This is a genomic window from Pedobacter jeongneungensis (genome assembly GCF_039538295.1).
Classification (GTDB): Bacteria; Bacteroidota; Bacteroidia; order Sphingobacteriales; family Sphingobacteriaceae; genus Pedobacter; species Pedobacter jeongneungensis.
In genome coordinates this window covers 730,133-745,413 of the sequence record NZ_BAABBY010000001.1, presented here as the reverse complement: position 1 = coordinate 745,413, position 15,281 = coordinate 730,133, and the positions used below count along the sequence as shown (strand labels likewise).

Annotated in this window: 16 protein-coding genes; 4 read left to right on the top strand and 12 right to left on the bottom strand. The window is 38.9% G+C overall.

Annotated elements, in window-relative coordinates:
• The first annotated feature begins 63 nt into the window (after positions 1-63).
• On the top strand, positions 64-609 hold the full coding sequence (locus tag ABD769_RS03300) for a C40 family peptidase (RefSeq protein ID WP_344849380.1): 546 nt from the start codon (positions 64-66) through the stop codon (positions 607-609).
• On the opposite strand, the gene ABD769_RS03295 is transcribed toward ABD769_RS03300, so the two are convergent.
• The 5 genes from ABD769_RS03295 to ABD769_RS03275 all read right to left on the bottom strand — a co-directional run bounded on the left by ABD769_RS03295 (position 610) and on the right by ABD769_RS03275 (position 4,506).
• Positions 610-1,215, bottom strand: a complete 606-nt coding sequence (locus ABD769_RS03295) for a YdeI/OmpD-associated family protein (RefSeq protein ID WP_344849378.1) — start codon at positions 1,213-1,215, stop codon at positions 610-612.
• 10 nt (positions 1,216-1,225) lie between these two features.
• On the bottom strand, positions 1,226-1,744 hold the full coding sequence (locus ABD769_RS03290; RefSeq protein WP_344849376.1) for a hypothetical protein: 519 nt from the start codon (positions 1,742-1,744) through the stop codon (positions 1,226-1,228).
• Positions 1,745-1,900: 156 nt separating this feature from the next.
• Positions 1,901-2,788: a flavin reductase family protein gene (locus tag ABD769_RS03285; RefSeq protein ID WP_344849374.1), complete on the bottom strand. Its 888-nt coding sequence runs from the start codon at positions 2,786-2,788 to the stop codon at positions 1,901-1,903.
• 196 nt (positions 2,789-2,984) lie between these two features.
• Positions 2,985-3,983 carry a fumarylacetoacetate hydrolase family protein gene (locus ABD769_RS03280; RefSeq protein ID WP_344849372.1) on the bottom strand — a complete coding sequence of 333 codons (999 nt, stop codon included), beginning with the start codon at positions 3,981-3,983 and terminating at the stop codon, positions 2,985-2,987.
• Positions 3,984-4,050: 67 nt separating this feature from the next.
• Positions 4,051-4,506: a hypothetical protein gene (locus ABD769_RS03275; RefSeq protein ID WP_344849370.1), complete on the bottom strand. Its 456-nt coding sequence runs from the start codon at positions 4,504-4,506 to the stop codon at positions 4,051-4,053.
• Between the two features lie 280 nt (positions 4,507-4,786).
• Between ABD769_RS03275 and ABD769_RS03270 the strand changes: the two genes are divergently transcribed.
• The gene (locus tag ABD769_RS03270) at positions 4,787-5,953 is read left to right on the top strand and encodes a homogentisate 1,2-dioxygenase (RefSeq protein ID WP_344849368.1); all 1,167 of its coding nucleotides are present in this window, start codon (positions 4,787-4,789) and stop codon (positions 5,951-5,953) included.
• Positions 5,954-6,132: 179 nt separating this feature from the next.
• A complete protein-coding gene (gene hppD / locus ABD769_RS03265) occupies positions 6,133-7,263 on the top strand; it encodes a 4-hydroxyphenylpyruvate dioxygenase (protein ID WP_344849366.1) in 1,131 nt (376 codons plus the stop codon).
• Between the two features lie 99 nt (positions 7,264-7,362).
• Here the strand turns inward: hppD and ABD769_RS03260 are convergent, their stop codons facing one another.
• Complete coding sequence (locus tag ABD769_RS03260) at positions 7,363-9,099, bottom strand: thiamine pyrophosphate-dependent enzyme (protein WP_344849364.1); 1,737 nt, start codon at positions 9,097-9,099, stop codon at positions 7,363-7,365.
• Positions 9,100-9,449: 350 nt separating this feature from the next.
• On the opposite strand from ABD769_RS03260, the gene ABD769_RS03255 reads away from it, so the two are divergent.
• Complete coding sequence (locus ABD769_RS03255) at positions 9,450-10,400, top strand: chitinase (RefSeq protein ID WP_344849362.1); 951 nt, start codon at positions 9,450-9,452, stop codon at positions 10,398-10,400.
• A gap of 137 nt (positions 10,401-10,537) precedes the next feature.
• Here ABD769_RS03255 and ABD769_RS03250 read toward each other — a convergent pair whose 3' ends face one another.
• The 6 genes from ABD769_RS03250 to trxA all read right to left on the bottom strand — a co-directional run bounded on the left by ABD769_RS03250 (position 10,538) and on the right by trxA (position 15,219).
• Positions 10,538-11,056 (bottom strand): DsbA family protein, encoded by a 519-nt coding sequence (locus ABD769_RS03250; RefSeq protein ID WP_344849360.1) that lies wholly within the window; start codon positions 11,054-11,056, stop codon positions 10,538-10,540.
• Between the two features lie 3 nt (positions 11,057-11,059).
• Complete coding sequence (locus ABD769_RS03245) at positions 11,060-11,521, bottom strand: redoxin domain-containing protein (protein WP_344849359.1); 462 nt, start codon at positions 11,519-11,521, stop codon at positions 11,060-11,062.
• Positions 11,522-11,599: 78 nt separating this feature from the next.
• On the bottom strand, positions 11,600-12,517 hold the full coding sequence (locus ABD769_RS03240; protein WP_344849357.1) for a DUF58 domain-containing protein: 918 nt from the start codon (positions 12,515-12,517) through the stop codon (positions 11,600-11,602).
• A 252-nt stretch (positions 12,518-12,769) separates the two neighbouring features.
• Positions 12,770-13,288 carry a hypothetical protein gene (locus ABD769_RS03235; RefSeq protein WP_344849355.1) on the bottom strand — a complete coding sequence of 173 codons (519 nt, stop codon included), beginning with the start codon at positions 13,286-13,288 and terminating at the stop codon, positions 12,770-12,772.
• Positions 13,289-13,531: 243 nt separating this feature from the next.
• Positions 13,532-14,749 (bottom strand): PQQ-dependent sugar dehydrogenase, encoded by a 1,218-nt coding sequence (locus ABD769_RS03230; protein WP_344849353.1) that lies wholly within the window; start codon positions 14,747-14,749, stop codon positions 13,532-13,534.
• A 149-nt stretch (positions 14,750-14,898) separates the two neighbouring features.
• On the bottom strand, positions 14,899-15,219 hold the full coding sequence (gene trxA / locus ABD769_RS03225) for a thioredoxin (RefSeq protein ID WP_344849351.1): 321 nt from the start codon (positions 15,217-15,219) through the stop codon (positions 14,899-14,901).
• Positions 15,220-15,281 lie beyond the last annotated feature (62 nt).

The window sequence follows — 15,281 nt, the reverse complement described above, 5'->3', positions numbered from 1 at the left end:
TTTTAACTCATTTTCAACATTTTAATTCACTTTAGATATTTTTTATATCTTTGGCTCCAACATATGAAGAAAATAATATTTGTCATTTCGTTTTTCATTTTGTCTGCTACCGCAGGAAAAGCCCAAACCATCCTACCCGCACAATACCAGGAACTGGTAAAACAATTGGTTGCCAATCTTCCAAAAAATGTAACGGTTACCGAAAACCACTCCTCAACAAGTTCAACTTCACTGATCGATTTTGCCAAAAGCATGTTAGGTATTCCCTATCGTTATGCCACCAGCAACCCTAAAGTTGGTTTCGATTGCTCTGGTTTTGTAAGCTACGTATTTAGTAATTTTGGTTTTAAGGTTCCGCGTTCTTCACGCGAGTTTAGCTATGCGGGTAAAGAAACCAGCCTGGAAAATGCAAAAGTAGGTGATGTATTGATTTTTACCGGGAGTAATTCGAGAGTAAGAAGAATTGGCCACGTCGGTATTGTTTATTCTATTGATGAAAACGGAATCAAATTTATCCATGCATCTTCGGGTAAAGCACATCAGGTAACCATTACCGATCTTGATGGCCATTATAAAGCCCGTTTCATGAAAATTGTGAGTATCCTCTAATTACTTTTTATATTTCCACATTCTCGTTTTACCTTCTGCAAGCCATTCTAAAGTAGTTTCCATTCTTTTTATTTTAGTAGCTTCGGTTTTTGCTTCTTCCAGCCATAAAATGTAATCTTTTTTATTGGATGGACTAAAATTCTGAAATACAGCCAGGGCTTCAGGAACCTCACTTAAAGCTTTCATAAAATATTCAGGAATGATTAACTCTTTTTTCCCCGCAGATTTTGGCTTTGGAGGCAGTTTTACATTATCCTCGTTTAATTGAATAGCCTGCTGGATGTAAGCAATCAGGATTTCGTCTGAAGGTAAATCTTCAAAAGATGTTATTTTGCCCAACAGGCCCATTGCTTGAGAACGTTCCTTGAAAATCTCATATTCATCCTTCATTAACGAGCCTTTCCAGAAGCCAAAGGCACAATGATTTTTAAAAGAGGCCATGTGACAAACCGTGCCTTTATAATCGAAGAAAGGCATTCCCCATTTAATTTTTTCTTCAATCCTCGCATCGGCCTTATGAACCAGATTTCTTAAATGATCCAAAATCGGAATGGCAAATTCTGCCGAATTAATAATGTACTGGTCTACCTGAACAATTGTATGCATGGCTGGAAAATTACCAAATTATGTTTTCTGAACTCTTTAATTTAATAAGATCAATTTTTGCCTCTTTATTTAAAATATTAATAACTTTTTTAAAGGCTCCCATTATAAAGTTGACTTTATACTCTTCTTGAATATTCCGATCATTTGCCGACAACATTATCAGATCATAACATCTCCTTAAAAAACCAAAATAGCCTAATCGTCTATCATCAAATGGATCATAAAAACCTCTTGCATAATCAAAACTTTTAATGACAGACAGATTTATGCTAAAGTTTTTATTCCATGGAAAAAAATAATATACTTTCATTTCAAATTTATTATTTATTTCAACCCTGGCAGCATACCGTGAAAAAAATATATAAAATATAATGACGAAAATCGGCAAGTAAATTAACAATGCAAAAAAATTGGCACGATAAAGAACGGTAAGCAGAGTGATTAAAATAGGTAGAAAAATAAGTAAATAAATGCTAATAGGGTAATTAGATTTATAAATTATATGTTGTATGGACGGCTCTTTTGACATAATTTGGAAATTTCATCTGTTGTACACTGAATTATTTTATCAGAATCGATTATAGAAGGAGATCCTGCACTGCAATGTACTTTTCATTCAACGAAAAATTATCCATACAACTATAGATTTAGTACTAATATAGTAAATACTTACCTCTTAATAAATTTAAAGCAAAACAATCTTTAAAGCAAGTTCAACCTCCCCGCTGTTCAGAAATTTCTTTGCAAGTTCATGCAGTTCCCTTTCACGGTTGGTACTGTCGCCGATGGTGGCATCGAGGATTTCTTTAACTTCGGGATTCGTACTGATCAGATCAATTTCTTCATCAGTAGGTATTTGTTCAACATTGCCGAGCATGCCCAAATCGTTGCCGGTTAATACTTTAGAAAAGCGGACTGATTGCGGCAGGCGGTCTACACCAATCCCTAATTTTGCCAGGGGTTTTGCCACTTTAAATAAATTATCGTTTGTAACCCTGCAATACCAATCGCCCCCCAAACGGGCTACCAGATCAATTTTCGCCTGATCGATTTTACCGTTTTCATCTAAAATTTCCTCATTGATGTGGATTACTTTTATTTCTGCCAAAATCAGGTTTCCTGCTCCGTGGCTGTCTCCTAACGGAATTACATCGTTCACCACACATTCGAACTGTACCGGAGCTTCTGCAACTCTTGGTGGTTTAACCAGGTCTGATTTCATCATGGTAAAACCGGCTTTTTCGAACTCATTTACCCCTTTTGCATATTCGGTACTCGCCAGGCTCATTTGTTGTACCATATCGTAATTTACAATATTAATAACGCACTCTTTTACCTGGTGAACATTCTCTAAAGTGTGTTTGGTGGTATTATCGCGCACCCTCCTGGCAGGAGAAAAAATACAAATCGGCGGATTGGTGCTAAACATATTAAAGAAACTGAAAGGACTTAAATTGATATTCCCTTCGGCATCAATAGTTGAAACAAAACAAATTGGCCGCGGAGCAATGGCATACTGCAGGTAGTTCTGGAGTTCTACAGGGGTTAAATGGGAAGTGTTTAGGGTTAGCACGGGTTTGTTAGGTTAAGGGTTGATAAAGGTTAAGAACCGAGATTAAAATAAAGAGAGTCCGTCATTTTGAGTTACCGTCATTTCGAGCGAAGTGCAACGAAGCCGAGAAATCTATTATAGATCTCTCTCCCGAAAGTTCGGGACTGCGCTTCAGTCGAGATGACGGTCATTTCATTAAACTGTTATTCAGTTTATTTTACTTTTTCTTCAACCCCAAAATCGAAAAATCTGTATCAGCCCTAGTAATCGTATTCGTTAGTGCACCCAGGCCTGTTATTTCCATCTCTACCACATCGCCCGGCTGCAACCACTGTACTTTATAATCAGGATCGTTAAGCAAACCTGTACCGTTCAGTTCTAAAAAACAGCCTGTTCCTACTGTTCCAGAACCAATTACATCTCCCGGAAGGATATCTACACCGTAAGCGCAACGTTCAATAATTTCGGCAAAAGTCCAGTCCATATCGGCGGCATTTCCTTTTGATACTTCGATACCATTTACCCTGCAGGTCATTTTAAGATCGTAAGTATTACCCACATGGCCTTCTTTAGGGGCAACTTTGTACTGGATCAATTCATCCGGCGTAACCAGCCAGGGACCAATTACGGTAGAAAAATCTTTTCCTTTTGCCGGGCCTAAATTCAACAGCATTTCTTCCATCTGCAAGGTGCGGGCACTCATATCATTCATTACCATATAACCGGCAATATATTCGTCGGCCTCTGCAGCCTTAATATTTCTACCTTTTTTTCCGATAACTACAGCCAGTTCGAGTTCAAAATCAAGTTTATCGAAATGATCGGGCATGCATTCAATTTCGCCTGTACCCTGAATGGCATTGTGGTTGGTAAAATAAAAGATCGGATATTCATCAAACTGCGGAATCATATCAACCTTGCGGTTCCTGCGCGCTGCTGCAACATGCTGCCTGAAAGCATATCCATCACGGCAACTTGTAGGGTGCGGAACCGGAGCCAAAATTTCGTAAAAAATTTCTTCTTTGGCTTCCAGGCTTCCTTCTTTAATCTGATCATCAATACTTTTCGCCCTTTCCATCAACACCTCTCCTCCCTGCAAAAATTCGTTCATGTTATCAGGAATAAGCTTATCGCAGCTATTTAAGTTATAGATATGTCCATTTACAAACACACCAAGATGCTCTCTGTCTTCGGTTTTATAGGATACAAGTTTCATATATCATTTGGTTAAATACGCGGTAAAGCTAAGCAATTAGGTTATTCAAAATAAAACTTAGTACGGATTATTTTAACACGGTGTATTGTTGAAGGGTTGGTTTTATTACCGGAAAATCTTTTGGCTGAAGCTGTTTGTAATGTTTTTTATTGGAAAGCAGGCCACCAATCAATAATCCGCCGGATACACCTGCAGGTACCCCTGCGGCAATAAGCACAATTGATTCTACCAGTTTATCGCTTTTAGCCGCCAGTACAAAAAAAGTTAAACCTCCGGCAATAGCCAGTGGCGCTACGAGCCCCCTGCGATGGATATACAACGCACTGATGCTATCGGCGCTGAGCTTCAAAGTATCCCTCCGGTTTCTGATTAAAGTTAAGCTATTATCAGATGCAGCATAAAAAGCTCCTCTCACCGCATTTCCGCTACGGTATACAACCCGGATATTATACTTAGCCCTTTGCTGTGCAAAACCAGTAGCGCATAACGCTAAAAAAAATAAGGATGTAAAAATAAATTTCATTAAGATAGTGCTATAAGTAAGTAATTAAAGATAATTAAAATTTCAACTTTTAAATAAAATACTTACCTTGGCTGCATTAAAACCATGATCTTAAAAGCATTACATATTAATCTAGTAAACGACGCCATTGCGGCACGTCGTTATAAGATGCTTTCCAAGCTGATCATGGCGCAATATTCTCTGTAATTTATTTACTCTTTCTTATTAATCGAAACGCATTTGCGTTAGGATTGTTTATTCTTTAGGATTTTTTTCTTTCTAACCATAACATCATTTAATTATGCCTATTTATCACAAATTAGGGCAAATTCCAGCTAAACGCCACACGGTTTTCCGTAAACCTGATGGAAATCTTTATGCCGAAGAATTGGTATCAACCGAAGGTTTTTCCAGTTTATATTCGCTGGTTTATCATTGCCACCCGCCAACCATTGTAAAACATTTGGGCGAACCCTATAGTGTTGAACCAAAAATTGCCCGCGAGAAGCATTTGAAACACACCAGTTTAATCGGTTTCAAAATTAAACCTGAGGATGATTTTTTGAAAAGCCGTAAACCGGTTTTGGTTAACAGCGATCTGCATATTGTTTTGGCCGCCCCCAGAAAATCGATGACCGATTATTTCTATAAAAACAGCCAGGCTGATGAGATGATTTTTGTGCACGAAGGATCTGGAAAGCTTAAAACCGGCTTTGGAGAAATTAAGTTTGCCTATGGCGATTACCTGATTATTCCAAGGGGAACCATTTACCAGATGGAATTTGATAATGAACAGAACAGATTGTTTATTGTAGAAAGTTTTAGTCCGTTAAGACCGCCAAAAAGATATTTAAACCAGTTTGGACAGTTAATGGAGCATTCGCCTTATTGTGAGCGCGATTTAAGATTACCAGAAAACCTGCAAACCCATGATGAATACGGCGATTTTAAGGTTCTGATAAAAAAACAGGGTTTAATATATCCATATACTTACGGTACCCATCCTTTTGATTATGTAGGCTGGGATGGTTATCATTATCCTTACGCTTTCTCGATTCACGATTTTGAGCCAATAACTGGTCGCTTACACCAACCACCTCCGGTACACCAAACTTTTGAAGGGCACAACTTTGTAGTTTGCTCTTTTGTACCACGCAAATACGATTATCACCCCGATTCTATTCCGGCACCTTATAACCATAGCAATGTTGATAGTGATGAAGTGCTTTACTATGTTGATGGCGATTTTATGAGCCGCAAAAGTGTAGTTAAAGGACAGATTACCTTACACCCGGGCGGCATCCCCCACGGACCACATCCGGGAACAGTGGAAAAATCAATAGGAAAAGAGAAAACAGATGAACTGGCCGTGATGATCGATCCTTTTAAACCGCTAATGCTTACACAGGATGCCTTGGATATTGAGGACGAAAATTATCATAAAAGCTGGCAGATTAACGTAGAATAACTTGTCGGAAGTCCGGAGTCCGAAGATAAAGTGCAAAGGAACAGATGGTGGTTAATTAACCAACATTCAACCTCACAACATTTAAACTTTACAACATTCAACCTTTCAACATTAACAACATATTAACAATAAGCTCCGACTTCGTACCTCCGACCTCGGACTTAATTAACAACAAACAAATGGAAACACAAACATTCGCAGAAAAGATTTCTAAAGCACCAGATTTTCTTCCTATTAACGGAACAGATTATATCGAATTTTATGTAGGCAATGCCAAGCAGTCCGCACATTACTATAAAACCGCATTTGGCTTTCAAAGTTTGGCTTATGCCGGACCAGAAACGGGCGTGCGCGACCGATCATCTTACGTATTGCAACAGGGGAAAATCAGGTTAATTTTAACCACGGCTTTAAAATCTGACCATCCCATTTCGGAACATGTAAAAAAACATGGCGATGGAGTAAAAGTACTGGCCCTTTGGGTTGATGATGCCTATAGTGCCTTCGAAGAAACCACAAAACGCGGTGCTAAACCGTATATGGAGCCTAAAACCTTAACAGATGAACATGGTGAAGTTAAAATGAGTGGTATTTACACTTATGGCGAAACGGTGCACATGTTTATTGAGCGTAAAAATTATAGCGGAACATTTATGCCGGGTTATCGCGTTTGGGAAAGCGATTATCAGCCGGCAGATGCAGGCCTTTTGTATATCGATCATTGCGTGGGTAATGTGGGCTGGAACCGCATGAACGAGGCTGTTCAATGGTATGAGGATGTAATGGGTTTTGTAAATATCCTGTCTTTCGATGATAAACAAATCAACACCGAATATTCTGCTTTAATGAGCAAGGTGATGAGCAATGGTAACGGTTACTCAAAATTCCCGATTAATGAGCCTGCAGAAGGGAAAAAGAAATCGCAGATTGAAGAATACCTTGAATATTATGAAGGTGAAGGCGTTCAGCATATTGCGGTAGCAACAAAAGATATTGTTAAAACAGTTAAGGAACTAAAATCCCGTGGTGTAGAATTTTTAAGCGCCCCGCCAGAAGCTTATTATAATATGATGCCGCAGCGCGTAGGCAAGATTGACGAAGAAATATCTTTATTGGAAAGCCTGGGCATTTTGGTTGATTGCGATGAAGAAGGTTACCTTTTACAGATTTTCACCAAACCGGTTGAAGACCGCCCTACCCTTTTCTTTGAAATTATTCAACGTAAAGGCGCGCAAAGCTTTGGTGCCGGTAACTTTAAAGCACTTTTCGAATCTTTAGAACGCGAACAGGAATTACGCGGAAATTTATAAGCAATTCGTCATCTCGAGCGGAGCATGGCGTAGTCGAGAGATCTGTTTCGAGGTAGATCTCTCCATTTCGCTGCGCTTCAGTCGAGATGACGTCTTAGTTTACAAAACCTCCCCCAAATGTTTATAATTCGATTTTATCGTATCCAAAACCTCACTCATTTTACCTCCCAGCATTAATTTGGCCATAGATTCGGTCATTCCTTTAATTTGTGCCCATTCTATTTTGGGTGGCATCGCCAAAGCATTAGGATTGGTCATGATGTTTAACAGTACAGGTCCTTCCTCACTTAATGCATGACTAATTGCTGTTTCCACCTCTTTGGGTTTAGCAACCGTTATTCCTTTAAAGCCCATGGCTTGCGCAATCAAAGCAAAATCCGGATTAATCATATCCGTTTCATTATCAGGCAAACCATCAACTTCCATTTCCAGTTTCACCATTCCTAAAGCCCTGTTGTTAAAAACAATCAGTTTTACAGGAAGATTATATTGTTTAATGGTTGCCAGATCGCCCAAAAGCATCGACAGGCCTCCATCACCACAAAGTGCAATTACCTGCTGTTGCGGATGGGCCAATGCAGCCCCTATTGCCATTGGCATCGCATTGGCCATAGAGCCATGATTAAAAGAACCCAGCATTTTCCGTTTACCTGTTCCATCTATAAAACGTGCTCCCCAAACGCAGCACATCCCGGTATCTACCGTAAAAATGGCATCGCTTGCAGCTAAACGGTTAAGGGTTTCAGCTACAAATTCGGGCTGGATTTTATTTTCCTCTCCCTGATCTTTAACATAAACCTGTTGCTGCTCTTTCACTTTCTGGTAAAACTCCAGTTGAGATTTTAAAAAACTATCATCTTTCTTTTCGGTAATCAGCGGTAATAATGCTTTAATCGAATCGCTGATGTTTCCGCATAAACCCATTGTAAGCTTCGCCCGTCTGCCCAATCGTTCAGGTTTTTCGTCAATCTGAACAATCTTATTTTTTACCGGCATGAAGTTTACATATGGAAAATCGGTACCTAATAAAAGCACTACATCGGCTTCGTGCATGGCATGGTAACCAGAAGGCTGCCCTAAAAGCCCCGTCATACCTACTTCATAAGGATTATCATATTGGATACCCATTTTTCCTCTGAACGAAAATCCCACCGGCGCTTTTAATTTAGAGGCAAGTTCTACTACTTCATCATGTGCATCAGCAGCGCCTATGCCACAATAAAGCATAATTTTCTTTTCGCTGTTAAGCAAAGAAGATAATTCACTTAATTCAAAATCTGACGGCCGGATTACGGGTTTATTATTGAACAACTGCATTGATGTTACACTTTCTACGGCATCCAGTTGTGCTACATCGCCAGGTAAACCAAATACGGCAACACCTTTTTTATGGATGGCGTGTTGAACAGCCGTTTGAAACATTCTGGGTACCTGCTCGGCAGTGGTGGCCACCTGATTATAGTAACTACAATCGTCGAATAATTTTATCGTATTGGTTTCCTGAAAAAAGTCCATTCCAAATTCGCCTGTTGGTATAGTTGAGGCAATGGCGATTACCGGAACATGAGAGCGGTGCGCATCGTAAAGGCCGTTAATTAAATGCACGTGTCCTGGTCCGCAGCTACCGGCGCAGCAGGCAATCCCGTCAAGTTCAGCTTCTGCTGCCGCCGCAAAAGCACCAGCTTCTTCATTGCGGACGTGGATCCACTTTATTTTACCGTTTCTTCTTACTGCATCGTTAAAATAATTTAAACTGTCTCCGGTAACGGCATAAACTCTTTTTACACCAACCTCAACCAGCATTTCAACCAGTTGTTCTGCAACATTTTTACTCATGTGGATATTTTTAAATCAGGAATTTTATATACCTAATAAATAGCTGAAGCGCATATATTGTTTTAACTGAAAAGCATAAAAGGAGCCAATCTGACCTGGCAAAGACTTTAGACTATTAATTGTAACATAAGTAAAGCGATATCGGTAAGCTGAAGTTTTCTTCACTAAAACTTCATAAATGAAGTGCACCTTTGAAATAACAAAACACGAAGCGATTTCAATTTTGTTAAATTCTAAAAACTCATAATTAGTTTTTTAGTTTTCCGGTTACCCTTATCTGATACCTCATGTATTGCAAAATACATGAGGTTTTTTGTTAAATTAGATAGCACATACCTATATGATTTATTATGAAAAACAAATTGAGCACCATTCTAATTTTAACGTTATGCTTGTTTAATGTTTGCTTCACCAGGGCAAATTCAGCTGTTCCAGGTTATTTTTCAGAAAAAGAATTTAACAGCTTTTTCCCTCAGCGAAACAAATTTTACAGCTATGCTTCATTTGCCAAAGCTATTTCTGAAATATCTTTTATCAAAATCAAGATCGAAAAACGGGGCGACTGGATTTATAAAATCACTAGGACAGATAAAAGAAACAATAAAGAAACGGTGATCAGGCAGGATAAAGACTGGAACGAAACCTGGGCAAAAGCAAAGCCTTACAGCATTTCAACTGTTGATTATGCCGAATTTTGCACTTCAAAAAACATTAATGTAAACAAAAAAGAACTTGCTGCTTTGTTCGCCCATATTGCTCATGAAACCAGGAACGGCATCAATAATAAATACAATGATGGTTTAATGCTTAACCACGAATTGGATACTAACGCCAATTACACCGTTGCCAATGTAACCTACCCTGCCGTAGCCGGGAAAAAATATTATGGCCGTGGCCCTATTCAGCTCAGTTACAATAGCAATTATGGGTTTGCATCAGATTGTATTTTTGGCAATAAAAATATTTTACTTAAGAACCCTGATTTGTTAAATACCAATCCGGTAACTGCCTTTGAAACCGCAATTTATTTCTGGATGATACCACAAGGGGCAAAGCCATCTCCCCATGATGTTATTACCGGAAAATGGAAACCATCCACAGCGGAATCGCAAAAAGGATATAAACCAGGCTTTGGTATGACCATTAATATTGTAAACGGGGCATTAGAATGTAATAAAGGAAATGATGTTGCTGCAATGAAAGATCGGATTGGTTTTTACCAGTACTTTTTGAAAAAGTTTAATCTAACAGATGCCAATTGTTATTGCGATTGTGCGAAAATGGTGCCTTATCCGGGTTAAGGGGTCGAGTTTTTTTAATAAAGTCGTCATTGCGAGCGAAGTGCAACGAAGCCGAGAACCCGGAGGCTCTGCGAAGCAAAATCTATCCCGAGATAGATCTCTCCGTTACACTGCGTTTCAGTCGAGATGACGAATATTTACTCCGCACTTTCTTTAAGCATTTGGTACAAATCTGTAGCTCCGCCATCAAATTTGGTTCCGTTTACATAAAATGATGGTGTTCCGTTTACACCACTGCGCATCCCGCTGTCAAAATTTTCTTCTATTTTAGTTTTAATTTCTTCTGAGGCACTGTCTTTCTGAAACTGCTCTAAATCCAAACCGATTGTTTCGGCCAGTTCGTCGAATAACTCGCCATTTAAGCGGTATTGATTTTCGTAAAGGGCATCGTGCATTTCCCAAAATTTGCCCTGTAAGGCAGCAGCTTCTGCGGCGATAGCAGCCGGAAAAGCAAATTCGTGCGCATTGGCCAAAGGAAAATGACGGAATATAAATTTAATCTGGTGACCAAATGTTTCCTCAATTTCTTTCATAATGGGATAGGCATCACCACAATACGGACATTGATAATCACCAAACTCTACAATAGTGATACTTGCCGAATCATCACCTTGAATATGGTCCTGATCGTTTATTTCGGGTTTTAATGTGCTCATCTTTTATTTCTTGCTTAATTCTTCCAATGCATCCAAAATGCCATCGGCACCCGGATTAACCGCTAAAGGTGATAAATAACTCCATGCAATTTTTCCTTCTTTATCAATTACGAAAAGCGCTCTTTTGCTTTCTCCAACTTCTTCATCATACACGCCATAGGCTTTTGAAACTGCACCTTTTGGTTCAAAATCGGCCAGTAATGGAAAATGTAATTTCCTGTTTTCTTCAAAAGCGAGGTGGCACCAAACGCTATCAACCGAAACCCCGAAAATCTGTGCATCGTACTTGCTGAAATATTTAAGCATTTCGTTATAAAGAACCATCTGGTCGCTGCAAACCGGACTCCAGTCGGCCGGATAAAAAGCCAGGATCACGTTTTTACCTTTAAAATCTTTAAGTTTTATTTTTTGATCGGGAGTAGCATTCAATTCGAAATCTGGTGCTGTAGCGCCTTTTTCTAACATATTATCGAGTTTAAATTTAAATCGTTTATTAATTTAACAGTGTACCCTTCCTGTTGTTTGTGGTTTGGGGATAAAAGTTTATCCTAGTTTTTGCCTTTTGATTAAATAAGACTGGAGAACAGGATAAAATCCTTCGTTCATATCAGCATCAATCAGATCGATTTTATATTGGGCACATTTTAAGGCAATCTGCTGTCGGTAGCTCGAAACAGCTGCGGTGTAATTTTCCTTTACCTGGTTGGTATGCACTTTTATGGTGTCTCCGGTTTCCATATCGATAAACTGGTATGGCCGGTTCTCAAAATTAAAATCTACCTCTTTTGATTGATCAACCACGTTAAAAACCACTACTTCATGTTTATTGAATTTTAAATGTTGTAAAGCATCAAAAAATTCATCGGTTTTATCGGCACTGGTCTGCGTATTAAAAAGATCGCTAAAAATAATCACCAGCGAACGTTTATGGATCAACTCTGCCACCTGGTGCAGGGCTTCGCTTAAATTAGTTTGTGCATTTACCTTTGGTTTATGCAGCAGTTCTTCCAGCTGGGTAAATAAATATTTCTGGTGAACCGTAGTCGATTTTGCCGGAGAGTTTAATAAAATTTCATCCGTAAATAAGCTCAATCCGAAAGCATCTCGCTGTTTCTTTAGCAGGTACATTAAAGATGCTGCAGCTTGTATCGAGAAAATCAGTTTGTTATTTTTCGGTTCCGGGAAATACATTGATGAGGAAACATCAATTACAAACTGGCAGCGCAGGTTGGTTTCTTCCTCAAAACGTTTGCTGTAAAGCTTATCGGTTTTGGCGTATAATTTCCAGTCGATATTTTTAACATTATCGCCATTATTGTATTGGCGGTGCTCTGCAAATTCGACTGAAAAGCCATGAAACGGACTTTTATGCAAACCCGTAATAAAGCCTTCTACCACTTGCTGTGCAAGCAATTCTAAATTACCATAGCTTGTTTCGTTCTCGTAGTTTACCGCATGCATATGGTAAAGCTAATAAAAGATTTATTAAAAAGCCAAGACTTCCGAAGTTTCAAAGGCCAGAGCATCGTCAAATTGCCAAGAGCCAACTGCCCACTGAAAATTGTAAACTGCAAACTGATTTGGGCGTTCCCCTAATCCCGTGAAATACGGGAAAGGGTCAGGCTTTTCAGGGCTCCGCTTAGCTCCGGTACCAATGAAGAATTGGTACTGAACCCCTACAATCCTTAACGCAAAACCTATCGCTCCGAAGACCTATTTTTCATTTAAAATATTTATTATTTGCTCAAATTCTTCTTTTATTTCATCATATGATAACATTAAAGATGTACCAGGCTGTGCTATACTTTTAATTACTTTATCGCCATTAAGATAATAGCGCGTTTCAATTGTTTTCTTTACCTTTGAATCTTTCAGATACATAGGTTTATCATAAGAAAATTCTTTCTTATATAAAAAAAATAACCTTTTGTTGTTACAGTAATAATCTGCCTCAGTTTTTCCCATTTCACCGTAAAAAATACTATGAATCTTTTTTAAATTGCTTTTATCGTAATAACCTGATACTTCTCCACCTTCTGCCGAGAATCCGAAAGCGGGTCTTTTTTTCTTTTTATAGAGACTCAACTGTTTATTAATAGCTAAAAAGTCTGATTTTATTTTTTTGATAATAGCGGAAGTATCTATTGAAAATTTGGGCGGATTCTTCTCAATAGCAAAACCATTGTCATTATAACAAACAATACAGATTAAAAATATAAGAAGTTGTTTCATATTTATTTTTTTAAATATCGGATCTTTTATCAAGGTGGCTGCCTCTGTACTGCTAACCGTAATAAATAAACCCGATCGGCAGCGGTATTCCGATTTTTCATCGGAATTTAGCAAAGAGCGGGACTGATCATCCCTATGAAAAACTGCCCCCTCATTTCCCAAAAAAAAACCGAACTCAATTAAGAGTCCGGGATTAATATTTTAAAAAACCAGGTTTCGGAAACCTGATAGGTTTAGACTTAATTACTTCTTAGCTATCCTGTACAAATGTCCGTTATCCGTTACCGAATAAAGCGCTCCGTCTTTACCTTCGGCCATATCGCGGAAACGTTCGCCTTTACCCTCTAATAATCTTTCCTCACCCACAATTTTATTGTCTTTAATTACCAGACGGATAATGTGCGAACCGCCTAAACCGCCTACAAATAAATTCCCTTTCCACTCGGCGATGCTGCTGCTATTGTAAAATGCGATACAACCAGGCGAGATACTTGGATTCCAGTAATAAACCGGCTGTTCCATGCCTTCTTTCTGCTGAATGCCGTCGCCAACTTTTTTACCGCTGTATTCTGTTCCATAGGTGATAATTGGCCAGCCATAGTTTTTACCCGGTTTAATGATGTTTACTTCATCGCCACCCTTAGGACCAAATTCGGCTTCCCATAAATCGCCTGTTAACGGGTTAATGGCCAAACCATCCGGATTACGGAGTCCGTAGGCATAAATTTCGGGTCTGGCATCGGCTTTGCCAGCAAACGGACCATTGGCAACCGCTTTCCCATCGGTTGTAAGGTGCAGAATTTTTCCTAATGAAGAATTTAAATATTGCGCCTGGATCCTGATGTCGTTACCCGAACGTTCGCCGGTACTTACAAATAAATTACCGTTTTTATCAAATACAATTCTCGATCCGTATTGAAGCTTGCCCGTATAAGCAGGTGTAGCACGGTAAATAATGGTCTGGTTTTCGATCGAAGTTTCGTTTGCGGCCAGTTTACCTTTGGCAATGGCCAATAAAACGCCTTTATCCTGAGGCTCTGAATAAGCCCAGTAAATCATCCTGTTTTTGGCAAAGTTGGGATCTAAAGTTACATCCAGTAAGCCACCCTGACCAGAAGGATCTACCTTGGGTAAACCAGTAATTTTTTTACTCAGTTTTCCATCCGGAGTAAGGATTACCATGGTGCCCTGTTTTTGAGTAATCAGGAAACCTCCATTGGGAAGTACCGAGATTGCCCATGGATTTTCGAGCTTTTCGTTGATGACCGTAATATCAAGAGGGGTTTTGGTTTTTATGCCTGCAATACGGGTTTGCCCGGCAAAGGCAGGTTTATAATCAGCAGAAGGTTCGTTGGTTTCAACAGGGTTTTGCGCCGATACACAGGCAATATTTGCGCAGTTTAGGGCCAAACCTGCTACTAAAACCCCTAAAGTTTTATTGCTAAATAAGTTAATAGACATGATTGTTAGTTTTTTATTAAAGAAACAAAAATATGTTTGCAATAAAAAACCCAAATCCATCAAATGAACCTGGGTTTTTGTAATATTATTAGTGAAGTTCTGAGCTTTGGGTTTCCTTAAACCTTCTACCTTTCGCCTTCAACGTTTATTTAAGCGATTTGCTTGTCTAATTTACCTGCTAAAATTGATTTTGGAACTGCACCAACCTGTTTGTCTACTACTTGTCCATCTTTAAAGTATAATAAAGCAGGGATGTTACGGATACCAAACTGCATCGAAATTTGAGGGTTGTTATCAACGTTTACTTTTCCAACTACCGCTTTACCATCATATTCTTTAGCGATTTCTTCTACTACCGGACCAACCATGCGACAAGGGCCACACCATTCTGCCCAAAAATCTACTAATACGGGTTTATCTGATTTTAATACAAGCTCCTCGAAGTTTGCATCTGTGATTTCTAATGCCATAATTATTTTTTTTATGTTCAAATATATGTATTCAATTGTAATGCCATAACATCCATAATGTC

What these genes read in the sequence shown, in the direction of transcription:
- ABD769_RS03300 (WP_344849380.1), top strand. Translation starts at nt 64, where the DNA reads ATGAAGAAAATAATATTTGTCATTTCGTTTTTCATTTTGTCTGCTACC.
- ABD769_RS03295 (WP_344849378.1), bottom strand. Translation starts at nt 1,215, where the DNA reads ATGCATACAATTGTTCAGGTAGACCAGTACATTATTAATTCGGCAGAA.
- ABD769_RS03290 (WP_344849376.1), bottom strand. Translation starts at nt 1,744, where the DNA reads ATGTCAAAAGAGCCGTCCATACAACATATAATTTATAAATCTAATTAC.
- ABD769_RS03280 (WP_344849372.1), bottom strand. Translation starts at nt 3,983, where the DNA reads ATGAAACTTGTATCCTATAAAACCGAAGACAGAGAGCATCTTGGTGTG.
- ABD769_RS03275 (WP_344849370.1), bottom strand. Translation starts at nt 4,506, where the DNA reads ATGAAATTTATTTTTACATCCTTATTTTTTTTAGCGTTATGCGCTACT.
- ABD769_RS03270 (WP_344849368.1), top strand. Translation starts at nt 4,787, where the DNA reads ATGCCTATTTATCACAAATTAGGGCAAATTCCAGCTAAACGCCACACG.
- hppD (WP_344849366.1), top strand. Translation starts at nt 6,133, where the DNA reads ATGGAAACACAAACATTCGCAGAAAAGATTTCTAAAGCACCAGATTTT.
- ABD769_RS03260 (WP_344849364.1), bottom strand. Translation starts at nt 9,099, where the DNA reads ATGAGTAAAAATGTTGCAGAACAACTGGTTGAAATGCTGGTTGAGGTT.
- ABD769_RS03255 (WP_344849362.1), top strand. Translation starts at nt 9,450, where the DNA reads ATGAAAAACAAATTGAGCACCATTCTAATTTTAACGTTATGCTTGTTT.
- ABD769_RS03250 (WP_344849360.1), bottom strand. Translation starts at nt 11,056, where the DNA reads ATGAGCACATTAAAACCCGAAATAAACGATCAGGACCATATTCAAGGT.
- ABD769_RS03245 (WP_344849359.1), bottom strand. Translation starts at nt 11,521, where the DNA reads ATGTTAGAAAAAGGCGCTACAGCACCAGATTTCGAATTGAATGCTACT.
- ABD769_RS03240 (WP_344849357.1), bottom strand. Translation starts at nt 12,517, where the DNA reads ATGCATGCGGTAAACTACGAGAACGAAACAAGCTATGGTAATTTAGAA.
- ABD769_RS03235 (WP_344849355.1), bottom strand. Translation starts at nt 13,288, where the DNA reads ATGAAACAACTTCTTATATTTTTAATCTGTATTGTTTGTTATAATGAC.
- ABD769_RS03230 (WP_344849353.1), bottom strand. Translation starts at nt 14,749, where the DNA reads ATGTCTATTAACTTATTTAGCAATAAAACTTTAGGGGTTTTAGTAGCA.
- trxA (WP_344849351.1), bottom strand. Translation starts at nt 15,219, where the DNA reads ATGGCATTAGAAATCACAGATGCAAACTTCGAGGAGCTTGTATTAAAA.